The sequence below is a fragment of the Pseudomonas sp. BNK-7 genome, assembly GCF_048072025.1.
GTDB lineage: Bacteria > Pseudomonadota > Gammaproteobacteria > Pseudomonadales > Pseudomonadaceae > Aquipseudomonas > Aquipseudomonas danubii.
Genome location: NZ_CP182252.1, coordinates 1086501 through 1101449, shown reverse-complemented (window position 1 = coordinate 1101449; position 14949 = coordinate 1086501). Strand labels below are relative to the sequence as shown.

The following is a 14949-nucleotide window of genomic DNA, read 5'->3' as shown; positions in this document are numbered from 1 at the left end:
AGCAGATGGCACTGAAAATCAAACCGTGCGATCACGGCCACGGCTTGCCCGAAGTTCAGTGAACGCAACTGACCTGAGTGTTTTTCGACCCCTTTAAACCTCGTCCTCAGTTGCGATCAAGACCGTGCTCAAGTTCAGGGAACGAAGATGCCCGCAAGCCCCGACCTCAATGACATTCGCGCCCACGATTGGGTCGCCAACCGGCTGCCCCGCTCCTGGCAGGCCTACGCCCGCCTGATGCGCCTGGACCGGCCCATCGGCACCTGGCTGACCCTGCTGCCGGCGCTGGCCGCGTTGATCCTCTGCGCCGGACGTATTCCGCAGGTCGGCACCGTGCTGGTGTTCGCCCTCGGCGCCCTGCTGATGCGCAGTGCCGGCTGCTGCATCAACGACATCCTCGACCGACGCTTCGACGCCCAGGTCAACCGCACCCGCCAGCGGCCCCTGGCCAAGGGCTCACTGAGCCTGAATCAGGCCCTGGCTTGCCTGGTCGTACTCTTGCTGCTGGCGGCCGCATTACTGCCAATGCTGCAACCACTGACGGTGCTGCTGGCCCTGGGCTGCGTGCCGCTGACCCTGGTCTACCCGCTGTTCAAACGCTTCACCCACTGGCCCCAGGCGTTTCTCGGCGCGGTGTTCAACTGGGGCGTGCTCATGGCCAGCGTGGAAACCACCGGCAGCCTGCAACCCAGTGCGCTGGCGCTGTGGCTGGGCTGCCTGTTCTGGCAGTTGGGCTACGACACGCTCTATGCCTACAGCGACCGTGAGGACGACCTGAACATGGGCCTGCGCTCCACCGCGACGCTGTTCGCCGAACGGGGCAAGACCTGGATCGCCGGGTTCTACGCCATGACCCTGCTGTGCTGGTGCGGCGCGGGCCTGCTGGCCGGTGCCAACCCGGGCTTTTTCATCCTGCTGCTGCCGATCACCCTGTCCCTGGCCTACCAGCTCAGCCTGTTCAGTCCGGACCACCCGGAGCCCTGCAACGACCTGTTTCGCAGCAACTTCCACGTCGGCGTGCTGCTACTGGCCGGCGCCTCGGTGGCCATCGTTTAACCGCTGAACACTCAGCAATCGGCAACATTCCCAACCACACAAGGACTTGTCATATGCCTGCCCGCTCAATCGCATCACCACTCTCGGCACCGGAACAATGGGCCGCTCTGTTCCTGCGCCTGGCCCTGGGCGCCATGTACATCGCCCATGCGCTGTTCAAAGTCCTGGTCCTGGGTTGGCCGGGCACCCTCAAGCTGTTCGGCGCCACCGGCATGCCCGAGTGGCTGACCTACCCGGCGGTGTGCGCCGAGCTGGTGGGGGGCTTGTTGCTGATACTCGGGGTCGGCGTGCGCTGGATCGCCCTGGGGCTGCTGCCGATGCTGCTGGGGGCGATTGTCTTCGTCCACGGCGCCCACGGCTGGATCTACACCAGCCCGGGCGGCGGCTGGGAATACCTGGCCTTCCTGGCGGTGGTGTCGGTGTCGCTGGTGTGCCTGGGCAACGGCGCACTGTCCCTGTTGAGCCTGTTCAAGGCGCCGCCTACAGGGCAATGGACGGCAACGACAGCCCCTTGAGAGATTGAGCGCTGCCGGCTTGCTCGGCCATCAGCCAGTCGACGAAGCGCTGGATCAACGGACCACGGCGCTTGCGTGGCGGCAGCACCACGTAGTAGCCGTAGGCGGACAGCGCACTCTGGGCGATCGGCCGGCACAACAGCCCCTGCGCCAGCAAATCGTCCACCAGATGACGCCAGCCGATGGCCACGCCCTGGCCGCCGATGGCCGCCTGGATCAGCAAGGTGTAGTTGTCGAAACGCAATTGCCCCGGGGGCGGGGCGCCAGCCAGGCCCAGTTCGCGGAACACCCCGCTCCAGTCGAACCAGTGGCTGGCGTTTTCACCCCGCAGGTGCAGCAGCGGCATCTCCAGCAGGGCATGGGCGGGCAGGGGAGCCAGACGCTCCTTGAGCAGCAGCGGGCTGCACACCGGAAATACTTCCTCGCTGAACAGCCAGCGACTTTCGCCATGCTTGAAACGCCCGTCGCCGAACAGCACTGCCACGTCGATATCGCTGCGCAGCATGCTGTGGCTGCGTTCACTGGTCACCAGGCTGACGTCCACCTGGGGATTGGCCTCATGAAAGCGATGCAGGCGCGGCATCAGCCAATAGGCGGCGAAGGCGAAGTCCGTGGCCACCTGCAACACCTCATGCTGATGCTGCTGGGCCAGAGCCGTGAGGCCGGCGTCGATGCTCTGCAGGCCGGCCTGCACCTGTTCCAGTAACAAGGCGCCGGATTCGGTCAGTTCGATACCGCGGTAGATCCGGTCGAACAGGCGCACGTTCAACCGCTCCTCCAACCGTTTGATCTGCTGGCTGATGGCCGGCTGGGTGGTCCCCAGTTCCACCGCCGCAGCGGTGAAGCTGCGCAAACGGGCCGCTGCTTCAAACACCCGGAGCAGGTCCAGGGACAGGTCGCCAAGGGCTTCATACATAAGCTGTGCTTATCCTAGTCATTGCCGTGCATGGGCTTTACCGCCAAAGACATGGAATCCATGCTCGATCGCAGCACTTTCGCATAACCATCGACTATGGAATGCCGCGAATCCATGAAGCGCAAGAACATTCTTTTCATCATGGCCGACCAGATGGCCGCGCCCTTGCTGCCGTTCTACGGTTCATCGCCGATCAAGCTGCCGCACCTGAGCCGCCTGGCCGCCCAGGGCGTGGTATTCGATGCCGCCTACTGCAACAGCCCACTGTGCGCGCCGTCGCGCTTTACCCTGGTCAGCGGGCAGTTACCGAGCAGAATCGGCGCCTACGACAACGCTGCGGACTTTCCCGCCGACGTACCCACCTACGCCCACTACCTGCGGCGCCTGGGCTACCGCACCGCGCTGTCGGGCAAGATGCACTTCTGCGGCCCGGATCAGTTGCACGGCTATGAAGAGCGCCTGACCACCGATATCTACCCCGCCGACTACGGCTGGGCGGTGAACTGGGATGAACCCGAAGTGCGTCCCAGCTGGTACCACAACATGTCCTCGGTGCTGCAGGCTGGGCCCTGCGTGCGCACCAACCAGCTGGATTTCGATGAAGAGGTGGTGTTCAAGGCCCAGCAGTACCTGTTCGACCATGTCCGCGAAGCCGCCGACCAGCCGTTCTGCCTGACGGTGTCCATGACCCACCCCCACGATCCCTACACCATTCCCAAGGCCTTCTGGGACCTGTACCGCGACGACGAAATCCCACTGCCCCAGACCCCGCCGCAGAGCGAACTGGACCCGCATTCCCAGCGCCTGCTCAAGGTCTACGACCTGTGGGACAAGCCGCTGCCTGTGGATAAGATCCGCGATGCACGACGGGCCTACTTCGGCGCCTGCAGCTACATCGACAGCAACGTCGGCAAGCTGCTGCAGACCCTGGAAGACACCGGGTTGGCGGACGACACCCTGATCGTGTTTTCCGGCGACCACGGCGACATGCTCGGCGAGCGCGGCCTCTGGTACAAAATGCACTGGTTCGAAATGGCTGCCCGGGTGCCGCTGTTGATCTGCGCGCCGGGGCAGTTCGCCGCCGGGCGAGTCAGCGCGGCAGTCTCCACCGCCGACCTGCTGCCGACCCTGGTGGAACTGGCCGACGGCCGGGTGGAAGCGGACCTGCCCCTGGACGGCCGCTCCCTGGTCCCCCATCTGCTGGGGCAGGGCGGCCACGATGAGGTCTTCGGCGAATACATGGCCGAAGGCACCATCAGCCCGCTGATGATGATTCGTCGGGGCGCCTACAAATTCATCTACAGCGAAGACGACCCCTGCCTACTCTTCGATGTAGCCAACGACCCTCAGGAACACCGCGACCTCAGCCAGTCGGCCGAGCATCGAGCGCTGTTCGACGCCTTCCTCGCCGAAGCCCGGGCCAAGTGGGACATCCCCACCCTTCACCAACAGGTCCTGGCCAGCCAGCGCCGTCGCCGCCTGGTGGCCGACGCCCTGGGCCGGGGCACACGCAAGAGCTGGGATCACCAGCCACTGGTAGACGCCAGTGCGCAATACATGCGCAACCACATCGACCTCGACGATCTGGAGCGCAAGGCGCGTTACCCACAACCCTGCCAACACCAATAATCCAAGGGGAAGAGCATGCAAAAGTTATCCACAGCGCTGGCCGTCGGGTTCCTGGCTCTGGGCAGCACAACCGCCTGGGCCGACTCGTGCGCAACCGTGAAGATGGCCGACCCGGGCTGGAGCGACATCGCCGCCACCAACGCCATCGCCAGCTTTCTACTGGACGGCATGGGCTACAAGGCCAAGATCGACACCCTGGCGGTGCCGATCACCTACGGCGGCCTCAAGGACGGCCAGGTGGATGTGTTCCTGGGCAACTGGATGCCGGCGCAACAGGGCTTCTACGACAAGTTCGTGGCCAATGGCGAGGTGATCCAGCTGGCGAAGAACCTGGAAGGCACCGAGTTCACCCTGGCAGTTCCAGACTACGTGTGGGACGCCGGGGTGCACGACTTTGCCGACCTGAGCAAGTTCGCCGACAAGTTTGACCAGAAGATCTACGGCATCGGCTCCGGTGCCCCGGCCAACCTGTCGCTGCAGGAAATCATCAAGAACAACGAGTTCAGCCTCGGCCAGTGGAAGCTGATCGAGTCCAGCGAGCAGGCGATGCTCGCCGAAGTGTCCCGGGCCACGAAAAAACAGCGCTTCGTGACCTTCCTCGGCTGGACCCCGCACCCGATGAACGTGCAGCTGAACATGCATTACCTGACCGGGGGCGAGAAGTACTTTGGCGCCAGCGGCAGCGTCTACACCCTGACGCGCAAAGGTTATGCACAGGCCTGCCCGAACGTCGGCAAGCTCCTGACCAATCTGCGGTTCACCCAGGACATGGAGAACGCCATCATGGCCGAGGTGGTGAACAAGAAGGTCAGCAACGCCGACGCCGCCAAGGCCTGGATCAAGGCCAACCCGGCGGTGCTGGAGCAATGGCTGGAAGGGGTCCGGACCATTGATGACAAAGAGGCCCTGGCGGCGGTGAAGGCCAAGTTGTAGCCCGAGGTGCGCCGGCCATTTGCCGGCAAGCCGGCTCCTGGGGGATCAGGGGCCGGCCTCGGCACATGCCCAAGACCGGACAATGCTTTACCCTGGCCCCCCCTGAATCTACCCACCCGTGAGGAACCATGGCCTGGCCCAACCGCCATTCACTCCTGCCTTTCCTCGGCTGGCTGCCACAGCAGACCCGGGCCAGCGTTGGCCGGGATCTGCTGGTGGGCCTGAGCGGCGCGATCCTCGCCCTGCCGCAATCGATCGCCTATGCGCTGATCGCCGGCCTGCCGCCGGAGTACGGCCTGTACGCGGCCATAGTCCCGGTGCTGATCGCCTGCCTCTGGGGTTCGTCCTGGCACCTGATCTGCGGGCCCACGGCAGCGATCTCCATTGTTCTGTATGCCAGCGTCAGCCCTCTGGCCGTGCCGGCATCCGAGGACTACATCACCCTGATCCTGCTGCTGACCCTGCTGGCCGGGGTCTTTCAGTGGCTGCTGGGGCTGCTGCGCTTCGGCGCCCTGGTGAACTTCGTCTCGCATTCGGTGGTGCTGGGTTTCACCCTCGGTGCCGCGGTGGTGATCGCCCTGGGGCAATTGCCCAACCTCCTGGGCCTGGACCTGCCGAACCAGGCCACCGCCCTCAATAGCCTGAGCTTGCTGCTGGAACACCTGGACGCTGTGGACAAGCCTTCGCTGTTGCTGGGGCTGGGCACCCTGATCGTCGGCCTCGGCCTGAAGCTGCTGGCGCCGCGCTGGCCCAGCCTGTTGCTCAGCCTGGTCCTCAGTGCGCTGGTGGTCTGGCTGCTGCCGGGGGTGTTCGGGCACGTCAAATTGGTCAGCGCCTTCGTGGGCCGGCTACCGCCCTTGAGCCCGTTGCCACTGGACCTGGATCTGGTCCTGCGGCTGTTGCCCAGTGCCGTGGCGGTGGGGATGCTGGGGCTGGTCACCAGCCTGTCGATTGCCCGCTCACTGTCGGCACGTTCGGAACAACTGCTCGACGCCAACCAGGAAGTCCGCGCCCAGGGCTTGTCGAACATGGTGGGGGCGTTTTTCTCCGGCTACCTGTCCTCCGGCTCCTTCACCCGCTCGGGCTTGAGTTATGAAGCCGGTGCCCGCTCGCCCCTGGCCGGGGTGTTCTCGGCGCTGTGGGTGGCACTGTTCGCGGTAGCCGGCGCCGGGCTGATCGCCCATATCCCGATTCCGGCCATGGCCGGGAGCATTCTGCTGATCTGCTGGGGCCTGGTGGATCATCGGGGCATCCGCGCGCTGTTCCGGGTCAGCCGCGCCGAATTTGTGGTGATGAGCCTGACCTGCATCGCCACCTTGCTCCTGGAGTTGCAGACGGCGATCTATGCCGGGGTCCTGGCGTCGCTGTTCTTCTACCTCAAGCGCACCTCCCAGCCACGGGTGCAGCACTCCAGCGAGGGCGATGCAGACATCCTGCGGGTGGGTGGCTCGATCTTCTTTGGCGCCAGTCATTACCTGCAAGTGCGCATGCAACGCTGCCACGCACCGAAACTGGTGATCGACGCCCGGCAGATCAACTTCATCGACTATTCAGGGGTGGCGATGCTGCACCAGGAGGCGCGCCGGCTGAAACGCCAGGACCGCAGCCTGACCCTGCGCCGGGCACGGCAGACGGTGAAAGAGGAATTGATCAAGCTCGAAGGACCGGAGCACTGCCCGATCCGCTTCGAAGACTGACCCCAAGGTTTGAGGGAGACACCACCTGTGGCGGGCGAGCTTGCTCGCGCTGGCTTGCGCAGCAAGCCCAAGGCCGACTTCCCGGTTTTGCCTGTTGCTGCGCGATAGCCGGTTTACGACCGCTGCGCGCCCGAGCGGGAGCAAGCTCCCTCGCCACACATAATCTTCAGGGGTTTACAGGGCCAACTGGCGGCGCAGTTCGGCCAGCACCGGGGCGCTGTCCGGGCGCACGCCGCGCCACAGGTAGAAGGCTTCCGCCGCCTGTTCGGCCAGCATGCCCAAACCATCAAGCACCAGCGCCGCGCCATGTTCACTGGCCCAACGGCAGAACGGCGTCGGCTCCTTGGCGTACATCATGTCGTAGCACACCGTTTTGCCCGGCTCGATCAGGCTGCTGGCAATCGGCGGCAGTTCACCCGACAGGCTGGCGGAAGTGGCATTGATGATCAGGTCCACCGACTCCTGCAACCAGTCGAAGCCGCTGGCCGACACCGGCCCCAGGTCGGCGAACAGTTCGGCCAGCAACTCGGCTTTTTCCACGGTGCGATTGGCGATCACCACCGACGCCGGCCGCTGCGCCAGCAACGGCTCCAGGGCCCCGCGCACGGCGCCCCCGGCGCCCAAAAGGAGGATGCGCTTGCCCTTGAGGCTGACCCCGGCGTTGACCGTCAGGTCGCGCACCAGTCCGGCGCCGTCGGTGTTGTCTCCCAGCAGAGTGCCGTCCGCTTGCTTGCTCAGGGTGTTCACCGCACCGGCCCGCTGGGCGCGCTCGGTCAGGCTGTCGCACAGGCGATAGGCATCTTCCTTGAACGGCACGGTGACGTTGGCACCGCGGCCCTGGGCGAAGAAATCGCGGGCGGCACCGGCGAAATCGTCCAGAGGCGCCAGCAGGGTGTTGTATTCCAGTTGCTGGCCGGTCTGCTGGGCGAACAGCCGATGGATCAAGGGTGATTTGCTGTGGCCGATCGGATTACCAAAGACAACGTACTGATCCATCTCTCATCCCATTTGCTCAACACACTGGCAGGAACCGTGTCCGCCTTGAAGGCCTCTTCACCGGCAAGCCGGCTCCTGCGCAGTGGGTGCGGTTTAGTTGCTGGCGGCCAGCCAGTCGCGGTCTTGCAGGAAGTATTCGGTCAGGCGCGCTTCTTCGCTGCCCGGCTCGGCCTTCCAGTCGTAGCCCCAGCGCACTTGCGGCGGCAGCGACATGAGGATCGACTCGGTGCGACCACCCGATTGCAGGCCGAACAGGGTGCCACGGTCGTAGACCAGGTTGAACTCCACATAGCGACCGCGACGGAACTCCTGGAACTCGCGCTGCTGCTCGGTATAGGCGTCAGCCTTGCGGCGCTGGACGATGGGCAGATAGGCCTCGATGTAGGCATCGCCGATGGCGCGCATGAAAGCGAAGCTGGTGTCGAAGTCCCATTCGTTGAGGTCGTCGAAGAACAGGCCACCGATGCCCCGCGGTTCGTTGCGGTGCTTGATGTGGAAATAGCTGTCGCACCAGGCCTTGTAGCGCGGGTAGACGTCGGCACCGAAAGGCGCACAGGCGCGCTCGGCAACCCGGTGCCAATGCACGCAGTCTTCCTCATTGCCGTAGTAGGGGGTCAGGTCGAAGCCGCCGCCGAACCACCAGACCGGCTCTTCACCTTCCTTCTCGGCAATGAAGAAACGCACGTTGGCGTGGGACGTCGGCACATGAGGGTTGTGTGGGTGAATCACCAGGGACACGCCCAGGGCCTCGAAACCCCGGCCGGCCAGTTCCGGACGGTGGGCACTGGCCGAGGGTGGCAGGCCGCTGCCGAACACATGGGAAAAGTTGACCCCACCCTTTTCGATCACTGCGCCGTCGCCGATCACCCGGGTGCGACCGCCACCGCCGGCAGGGCGGGTCCAGGCGTCCTCGATAAAGCGTGCGCCACCGTCTTCGGTTTCCAGTGCAGCGCAAATGCGGTCTTGCAGGTCGAGCAGGTAGGCTTTTACGGCCTCGGTGCGGGTAGTCATGGCATCACCTTGAATCGGGCAAAGCTACGCGGCGCTAGGGATGGAGCAGGGGACGCGCGCAAATGGGCGCGTAGCATAACACCGCGTCGGGGCGCTCCGCAGTTGACGAAGGTCAAGCACAGGAGTCCGATAGAGCACTTTCACGACACGACCAAGGAGAGAGTGCAGATGGCCAAACGTATCCAGTTCCGTGCCCATGGCGGCCCCGAAGTACTCGAGTATGTGGATTACCAGCCCGCCGAACCTGGACCACAGCAGGTTCGCGTCAGCAACAAGGCCATCGGCCTGAACTTCATCGACACCTATTTCCGCAGTGGCCTGTATGCCCCACCAGCATTGCCATCCGGCCTCGGCGCCGAAGGCGCCGGGGTGGTGGAAGCGGTGGGCAGCGCTGTGACGCGCTTCAAGGTAGGTGATCGTGTGGCCTATGGCAGCGGCCCACTGGGCGCCTACAGCGATGTGCATGTACTGCCGGAAGCCAATCTGGTGCATCTGCCAGAGGCCATCAGCTTCGAGCAAGCCGCCGGGGTCATGCTCAAGGGCCTGACCGTGCAGTACCTGCTGCGTCAGACTTATGAACTCAAGGGTGGCGAAACCGTACTGTTTCACGCCGCAGCGGGGGGCGTCGGTTCCCTGGCCTGCCAATGGGCCAAGGCCCTTGGGGTCAAACTGATCGGTACCGTCAGCTCACCGGAAAAGGCCGCCATTGCCAAAGCCCTCGGCGCCTGGGAAACCATCGACTACAGCCATGAAGACGTCGCCAAGCGCGTGCTGGAACTGACGGATGGCAAGAAGTGCCCGGTGGTGTATGACGGTGTCGGCAAAGACACCTGGCTGACCTCTCTGGATTGCCTGGCACCGCGCGGGCTGATGGTCAGCTTCGGCAATGCCTCGGGAGCGGTGGACGGGGTGAACCTGGGGATTCTCTCAGCCAAGGGCTCGCTGTACGTGACCCGGCCGACCCTGGCCAGCTACGCCAACAATGCCGAGAACCTGCAGCTCATGGCCGACGACCTGTTCGGCATGATTGCCAGCGGCAAGCTGAAGATCGAGATTGGCCAGCGCTTCGCTCTGGCGGACGCGGCCAAGGCCCATATCGAGTTGTCGGCCCGGCGTACTACCGGCTCGACCGTGTTGTTGCCTTAAGCGCTTTCGCCGGCAAGCCGGCTCCTACGGATGTTCATAGGAGACGGCTTGCCGGCGAAGCGGTTCAGGAAGGCCGCACCACCTTGCCGGTGGCCAGATCCCGAATCAGGCTCGGGTTCTTGCGCCCGCCCAGGCTGCCGGTGAGCACCAGGTCCAGTTGTCCACGGAAGTACTGCTCGATGCGCAACCGCGTACGCGCTGCCGGCCGCCCCTGGGGATTGGCCGAAGTGGAAATCAACGGCCCCACCAAGGCACAGAGTTCACGGACCAGCGGATGGTCGCTGACCCGCAACGCCACCGTGTCATGCACCCCGGTCACCCACTCCGGCAGCAGGTTCTGATGGGGCACCAGCCAGGTATTGGGCCCCGGCCAGGTACTGGACATGCGCTCGATCCAGGTATCCGGGAAATCCTCGAAGAGGAAATCGAACTGGTGGATGTTGTCGGCGATCAGGATCAGGCCCTTGTCCACCGACCGTGACTTGATTGCCAGCAGGCGATCCACCGCCTCTTCATTCCACGGATCGCACCCCAGGCCCCAGACCGCTTCGGTTGGATAGGCAATCACCGCCCCTGCGCGAATCTCTCGTGCGGCTTGCTGCACACGCCAACTGCTGACCATTGCCGAATCTCCAGATAAAAGCTGTGCGCAGTTTACCGATCCTGCCTATAAAACCTAGCTCAGACGCGCAAACCAGCGGCCGTTTTCGTTGACGGCCCGCGCCTCGATTTCCAGCTCGGTCAGTGCCGCCAGCACCCGGGGCAGGGACCAGCCGCTGGCAAGCGCCAGGGCCTCGCTGCTGTGGGGGGCCGCCTGAAGCAGCGCCAGCAGCGGATGCTCGCTGGCCTCCAGCGGCGCTGCGGCAGGCGGCGGCAGGTGTTGCCAACCTCTCAGGGTTTCCAGGATGTGCTGCACACTTTCCACCAGCACCGCGCCGTCACGGATCAGTTGATGACAACCCCGGGCACCAGGGTGATGAATCGAACCGGGGATCGCGTATACCTCGCGGCCTTGCTCGGCCGCCAGGCGGGCGGTGATCAGCGAGCCGCTGGCGACACTGGCTTCCACTACCAGCACCCCCAGGGACAAGCCACTGATGATCCGGTTGCGCCGGGGGAAGTGCTCCGGACGTGGGCCAGTGTCCAGGGGGAACTCGGAAATCACTGCGCTGCCCTGCTCGATCATCGCCCTGGCCAAGGCCCGATGCCGCTGTGGATAACATTTTTCCAGGCCCGTGCCCAACACCCCCACGGTACGCCCACCCACGTCCAGGGCCGCCTGGTGCGCAGCGCCATCGATGCCCAGGGCCAGGCCGCTGGTGATCACGAATCCGGCGGCGGCCAGACTCCGGGAAAACGCCGCGGCCGTGTCCAGTCCCGGACGCGAAGCCCGACGGCTGCCCACCAGCGCCAGCTGCGGCCGTTGCAGAATCGACGGATCGCCGGCCACGAACAACAGCGGTGGGGCATCCTCCAGTTGCGCCAGCAGCGGGGGATAGTCGGGCTGGTCCCACATCAGCAAATGCTGGGCCTGGTTGTCTATCCAGGCCAGTGCGCGGCGGGCGCCTTCCCGGACTTCGACACTGCGCCGGGCATCGGTACAGGCCGTCGGCAGACCCAGGGAGTGCCAGGCGCGGGCCGGGGCACTGAGGGCCTTGGAGGCTGAACCGAAGGCCTGGAGCAAACGCCCAAAGCGCATGGCGCCCAGGGCGGGCAGGCCATGCAAACGTAAACGGGCTTCCAGTTCCGCGGGGGAAATGGCAGCACTGATCGAGTGCGACATGGATCATCCTTGATCGTCATCGGTCCGGCGAAAGCCGGAACAAGCTGTGGATAAGTCTGTTGGTAACTTGTTGAGGAAAGGTTTCCCGCTGCGCCAGGGAGATGCCCTGCCGAGGTCGGCCATGCGCTGCCCAACCACCCGTGCAGCCAACCGCAAGCACGCCAATCAGGCCTGACGCAGCCGCTTGCAGGTCCGACCGATGGCGGTCCAGCCCAGTAGCAGCAGGGCGAACAGACATTTCCTCAGGGGCTGAATCCCTTTATTATGTGCGTTCGCGTAAAACGCCAGAGCCTGCGCGGCTCGCTCCTTTGCAGAGCACGTTTTGCATCGGCGGCCCAGGTCCAGGACCTGCCAGGACGCCGACTCCGCCCTTACTTCACACGTGTAGCAATTACGCTTATGGCCATTTTAAACATCCTCGAATTCCCCGATTCGCGCCTGCGCACTATCGCCAAACCCGTGGCCGTAGTGGACGACGAAGTGCGTCAGTTGGTCGATGACATGTTTGAAACAATGTATGAGGCCCCAGGCATTGGTCTGGCGGCGACCCAGGTCAACGTGCACAAACGCGTCGTGGTCATGGACCTGTCCGAAGATCGCAGCGAGCCCCGGGTGTTCATCAACCCCGAGTTCGAAGCCCTGACCGACGAGATGGACCAGTATCAGGAAGGCTGCCTTTCGGTGCCGGGTTTCTACGAGAACGTCGACCGTCCGCAGCGCGTCAAGATCAAGGCCCTGGACCGCGACGGCCAGCCCTATGAGCTGATCGCCGAAGGTTTGCTGGCGGTGTGCATCCAGCACGAATGCGACCACCTCAACGGCAAGCTGTTCGTCGACTACCTGTCCACGCTCAAGCGTGACCGGATCAAGAAGAAGCTGGAAAAGCAGCATCGCCAGCAGGCTTGATGACCGTCTTGCAAAGGCTTGCCACGGCAAGCCTTTTTCTTTTCCGCATGTTTAACATCGAGAATTCCCATGACTGAGCCACTGCGCATCGTCTTTGCCGGCACCCCCGAATTCGCCGCCGAACACCTCAAGGCCCTGCTCGACAGCCCTCACCAGATTGTCGCGGTCTACACCCAGCCGGACCGTCCGGCGGGGCGCGGGCAGAAGCTGATGCCAAGCCCGGTCAAACAGCTGGCCCTGGAGCACCAGATCCCGGTGCTGCAACCACCCACCCTGCGCAATGCCGAGGCCCAGGCCGAACTGGCGGCGCTCAAGCCGGACCTGATGGTGGTGGTGGCCTACGGCCTGATCCTGCCTCAAGTGGTGCTGGATATTCCGCGCCTGGGCTGCATCAACAGCCACGCCTCCCTGCTGCCGCGCTGGCGCGGTGCCGCGCCGATCCAGCGCGCCGTAGAAGCCGGCGACGAGGCCAGCGGCGTGACCGTGATGCGCATGGAAGCCGGCCTGGACACCGGGCCGATGCTGCTCAAGGTCAGCACCCCGATCAGCGCCCAGGACACCGGCGGCAGTCTGCACGACCGCCTGGCCGAGCTGGGCCCGCCGGCAGTGCTGCAAGCCATCGAAGGCCTCGCCGCCGGCACCCTGGAAGGCGAAATCCAGGACGACAGCCTGGCCACCTACGCCCACAAGTTGAACAAGGATGAAGCGCGCATCGACTGGAATCGCCCGGCCGTGGAGCTGGAGCGCCTGGTCCGGGCCTTCAATCCCTGGCCGATCTGCCACAGCACCCTCAATGGCGAAGCCCTGAAAGTCCTGGCAGCCACCCTGGCCGAAGGCCGTGGCGCCCCGGGCGAGATCCTCGGCGCCAGCAAGGATGGCCTGATCGTCGCCTGCGGTGAGCAGGCGCTGTGCCTGACCCGCCTGCAACTGCCCGGGGGCAAGGCGCTGAACTTCAGCGACCTGTTCAACAGCCGCCGCGAGAAATTCGCCATCGGCACCGTCCTCGGCCAGACGGCGGACGCCCAATGAACCCGCGCCTGGCCGCCGCCAAGGCCCTGACCGCGGTCCTCAACGGCAAGGCCTCGCTCAACAGCTCGCTGCCGGTCCAGCTGGACAAGGTCGAGGTCCGGGACCGCGGCTTCACCCAGGACCTGGCGTTCGGCACCGCGCGCTGGCAGCCGCGGCTGTCGGCGCTGGCGGCCAAGCTGCTGCAGAAGCCGTTCAAGGCCGCCGATGCCGATGTCGAGGCGCTGCTGCTGGTGGGTCTCTATCAGTTGCTCTACACCCGGGTGCCGGCCCACGCCGCCATCGGCGAAACCGTGGGCTGCGCCGACAAGTTGAAAAAGCCCTGGGCCAAGGCTCTGCTCAACGCCGTGCTGCGCCGCGCCCAGCGTGAAAGCGAGGCCCTGTTGGCCGAGCTGGAACATGATCCGGTGGTGCGCACCGCCCACCCACGCTGGCTGCAGAAGTCCCTCAAGGCCTTCTGGCCCGAGCACTGGGAAGCCATCTGCGCCGCCAACAACGCTCACCCGCCGATGATCCTGCGGGTCAATCGCCGTCATCACTCCCGGGATGCCTACCTGAAGCTGTTGAGCCAAGCGGGGGTTGCGGCCAAGGCCTGCGTCTACAGCCAGGACGGCATCATCCTCGACGAAGCCGGTGATGTGCGCAGCCTGCCGGGCTTTGCCGAAGGCTGGGTCAGCGTCCAGGACGAAGCCGCACAACTGGCTGCCGATCTGCTGGAACTGGCCCCGGGGCAACGGGTGCTGGATGCCTGCTGCGCCCCGGGCGGCAAGACCTGCCACATCCTCGAAGTGCAGCCGCAATTGGCTGGCGTGGTGGCAGTGGACCTGGAAGCCAAGCGCCTGGTGCGAGTGCGAGAAAACCTCGACCGCCTGGGGCTCGATGCCCAGCTGATTGCCGCCGACGGCCGGGATACCCAGGCCTGGTGGGACGGCCAGCCGTTCCAGCGCATCCTGCTGGACGCTCCCTGCTCGGCCACCGGGGTGATTCGTCGCCACCCGGATATCAAACTCACTCGCCAAGCCGAAGACATCGCCGCCCTGGCGCAATTGCAAGGCGAACTGCTGGACGCCCTGTGGCAGACCCTGGAAGTGGGCGGCATCCTGCTCTACGCCACCTGCTCGACCCTGCCCACCGAGAACACCGAAGTGATCGAGGCCTTCCTGTCCCGCACCCCGGGAGCTCGTGAGTTGGACATCGGCGGCCAACTGGGGCAGCCTGCGGCCGGCCTCAAGCAGCCCCACGGACGCCAGTTGCTGGCACAAGAGGGCGGCCACGACGGCTTCTATTACGCCAAACTGATCAAGATCGCCGCAGCTCGCGGCTAAACGGTTTTAA

The 14949-nt window shown here is 64.8% G+C and carries 14 protein-coding genes; 9 read left to right on the top strand and 5 right to left on the bottom strand.

Annotation, left to right across the window (positions count from 1 at the left end):
- Nucleotides 1–147 precede the first annotated feature (147 nt).
- Nucleotides 148–1056: a 4-hydroxybenzoate octaprenyltransferase gene (gene ubiA, locus ACMGF8_RS05180; RefSeq protein ID WP_416758899.1), complete on the top strand. Its 909-nt coding sequence runs from the start codon at nt 148–150 to the stop codon at nt 1054–1056.
- Nucleotides 1057–1109: 53 nt separating this feature from the next.
- Nucleotides 1110–1571, top strand: a complete 462-nt coding sequence (locus ACMGF8_RS05175) for a DoxX family protein (protein WP_102862452.1) — start codon at nt 1110–1112, stop codon at nt 1569–1571.
- Here the strand turns inward: ACMGF8_RS05175 and ACMGF8_RS05170 are convergent.
- On the bottom strand, nt 1537–2487 hold the full coding sequence (locus ACMGF8_RS05170) for a choline sulfate utilization transcriptional regulator (RefSeq protein ID WP_416758897.1): 951 nt from the start codon (nt 2485–2487) through the stop codon (nt 1537–1539). The two genes, ACMGF8_RS05175 and ACMGF8_RS05170, sit on opposite strands and share 35 nt — an antisense overlap.
- Nucleotides 2488–2601: 114 nt before the next feature.
- On the opposite strand from ACMGF8_RS05170, the gene betC reads away from it, so the two are divergent.
- From betC to ACMGF8_RS05155, 3 genes are all read left to right on the top strand, one after another.
- Nucleotides 2602–4116, top strand: coding sequence for a choline-sulfatase (gene betC, locus ACMGF8_RS05165; RefSeq protein ID WP_416758895.1), 1515 nt, complete (start codon nt 2602–2604; stop codon nt 4114–4116).
- 15 nt (nt 4117–4131) lie between these two features.
- On the top strand, nt 4132–5049 hold the full coding sequence (gene choX, locus ACMGF8_RS05160) for a choline ABC transporter substrate-binding protein (protein WP_102862449.1): 918 nt from the start codon (nt 4132–4134) through the stop codon (nt 5047–5049).
- A 128-nt stretch (nt 5050–5177) separates the two neighbouring features.
- Nucleotides 5178–6746 (top strand): SulP family inorganic anion transporter, encoded by a 1569-nt coding sequence (locus ACMGF8_RS05155; RefSeq protein ID WP_207166824.1) that lies wholly within the window; start codon nt 5178–5180, stop codon nt 6744–6746.
- A gap of 174 nt (nt 6747–6920) precedes the next feature.
- On the opposite strand, the gene aroE is transcribed toward ACMGF8_RS05155, so the two are convergent.
- Both aroE and hemF read right to left on the bottom strand, forming a co-directional pair.
- Nucleotides 6921–7742, bottom strand: coding sequence for a shikimate dehydrogenase (gene aroE, locus ACMGF8_RS05150; protein ID WP_115581293.1), 822 nt, complete (start codon nt 7740–7742; stop codon nt 6921–6923).
- Between the two features lie 93 nt (nt 7743–7835).
- On the bottom strand, nt 7836–8753 hold the full coding sequence (gene hemF, locus ACMGF8_RS05145; RefSeq protein ID WP_207166822.1) for an oxygen-dependent coproporphyrinogen oxidase: 918 nt from the start codon (nt 8751–8753) through the stop codon (nt 7836–7838).
- Between the two features lie 168 nt (nt 8754–8921).
- Here hemF and ACMGF8_RS05140 point away from each other — a divergent pair, with 168 nt between their 5' ends.
- On the top strand, nt 8922–9899 hold the full coding sequence (locus tag ACMGF8_RS05140) for an NADPH:quinone reductase (RefSeq protein WP_102881414.1): 978 nt from the start codon (nt 8922–8924) through the stop codon (nt 9897–9899).
- A 64-nt stretch (nt 9900–9963) separates the two neighbouring features.
- On the opposite strand, the gene ACMGF8_RS05135 is transcribed toward ACMGF8_RS05140, so the two are convergent.
- Both ACMGF8_RS05135 and dprA read right to left on the bottom strand, forming a co-directional pair.
- Nucleotides 9964–10521, bottom strand: a complete 558-nt coding sequence (locus tag ACMGF8_RS05135; protein WP_102862444.1) for an L-threonylcarbamoyladenylate synthase — start codon at nt 10519–10521, stop codon at nt 9964–9966.
- A 54-nt stretch (nt 10522–10575) separates the two neighbouring features.
- Nucleotides 10576–11682 (bottom strand): DNA-processing protein DprA, encoded by a 1107-nt coding sequence (gene dprA / locus ACMGF8_RS05130; protein WP_207166821.1) that lies wholly within the window; start codon nt 11680–11682, stop codon nt 10576–10578.
- A gap of 399 nt (nt 11683–12081) precedes the next feature.
- On the opposite strand from dprA, the gene def reads away from it, so the two are divergent.
- The 3 genes from def to rsmB all read left to right on the top strand — a co-directional run bounded on the left by def (nt 12082) and on the right by rsmB (nt 14939).
- Complete coding sequence (gene def, locus ACMGF8_RS05125) at nt 12082–12588, top strand: peptide deformylase (protein ID WP_102862442.1); 507 nt, start codon at nt 12082–12084, stop codon at nt 12586–12588.
- Between the two features lie 69 nt (nt 12589–12657).
- A complete protein-coding gene (gene fmt / locus ACMGF8_RS05120) occupies nt 12658–13617 on the top strand; it encodes a methionyl-tRNA formyltransferase (protein ID WP_102862441.1) in 960 nt (319 codons plus the stop codon).
- Entirely contained in the window at nt 13614–14939 is a 1326-nt protein-coding gene (gene rsmB / locus ACMGF8_RS05115) for a 16S rRNA (cytosine(967)-C(5))-methyltransferase RsmB (protein WP_416758890.1), read from the top strand. The genes fmt and rsmB overlap by 4 nt, the downstream gene beginning before the upstream one ends.
- Nucleotides 14940–14949 lie beyond the last annotated feature (10 nt).

Bases quoted from the DNA above. Each gene is read 5' to 3' on its own strand.
- ubiA (WP_416758899.1), top strand. From the start codon at position 148: ATGCCCGCAAGCCCCGACCTCAATGACATTCGCGCCCACGATTGGGTC.
- ACMGF8_RS05175 (WP_102862452.1), top strand. From the start codon at position 1,110: ATGCCTGCCCGCTCAATCGCATCACCACTCTCGGCACCGGAACAATGG.
- ACMGF8_RS05170 (WP_416758897.1), bottom strand. From the start codon at position 2,487: ATGTATGAAGCCCTTGGCGACCTGTCCCTGGACCTGCTCCGGGTGTTT.
- betC (WP_416758895.1), top strand. From the start codon at position 2,602: ATGAAGCGCAAGAACATTCTTTTCATCATGGCCGACCAGATGGCCGCG.
- choX (WP_102862449.1), top strand. From the start codon at position 4,132: ATGCAAAAGTTATCCACAGCGCTGGCCGTCGGGTTCCTGGCTCTGGGC.
- ACMGF8_RS05155 (WP_207166824.1), top strand. From the start codon at position 5,178: ATGGCCTGGCCCAACCGCCATTCACTCCTGCCTTTCCTCGGCTGGCTG.
- aroE (WP_115581293.1), bottom strand. From the start codon at position 7,742: ATGGATCAGTACGTTGTCTTTGGTAATCCGATCGGCCACAGCAAATCA.
- hemF (WP_207166822.1), bottom strand. From the start codon at position 8,753: ATGACTACCCGCACCGAGGCCGTAAAAGCCTACCTGCTCGACCTGCAA.
- ACMGF8_RS05140 (WP_102881414.1), top strand. From the start codon at position 8,922: ATGGCCAAACGTATCCAGTTCCGTGCCCATGGCGGCCCCGAAGTACTC.
- ACMGF8_RS05135 (WP_102862444.1), bottom strand. From the start codon at position 10,521: ATGGTCAGCAGTTGGCGTGTGCAGCAAGCCGCACGAGAGATTCGCGCA.
- dprA (WP_207166821.1), bottom strand. From the start codon at position 11,682: ATGTCGCACTCGATCAGTGCTGCCATTTCCCCCGCGGAACTGGAAGCC.
- def (WP_102862442.1), top strand. From the start codon at position 12,082: ATGGCCATTTTAAACATCCTCGAATTCCCCGATTCGCGCCTGCGCACT.
- fmt (WP_102862441.1), top strand. From the start codon at position 12,658: ATGACTGAGCCACTGCGCATCGTCTTTGCCGGCACCCCCGAATTCGCC.
- rsmB (WP_416758890.1), top strand. From the start codon at position 13,614: ATGAACCCGCGCCTGGCCGCCGCCAAGGCCCTGACCGCGGTCCTCAAC.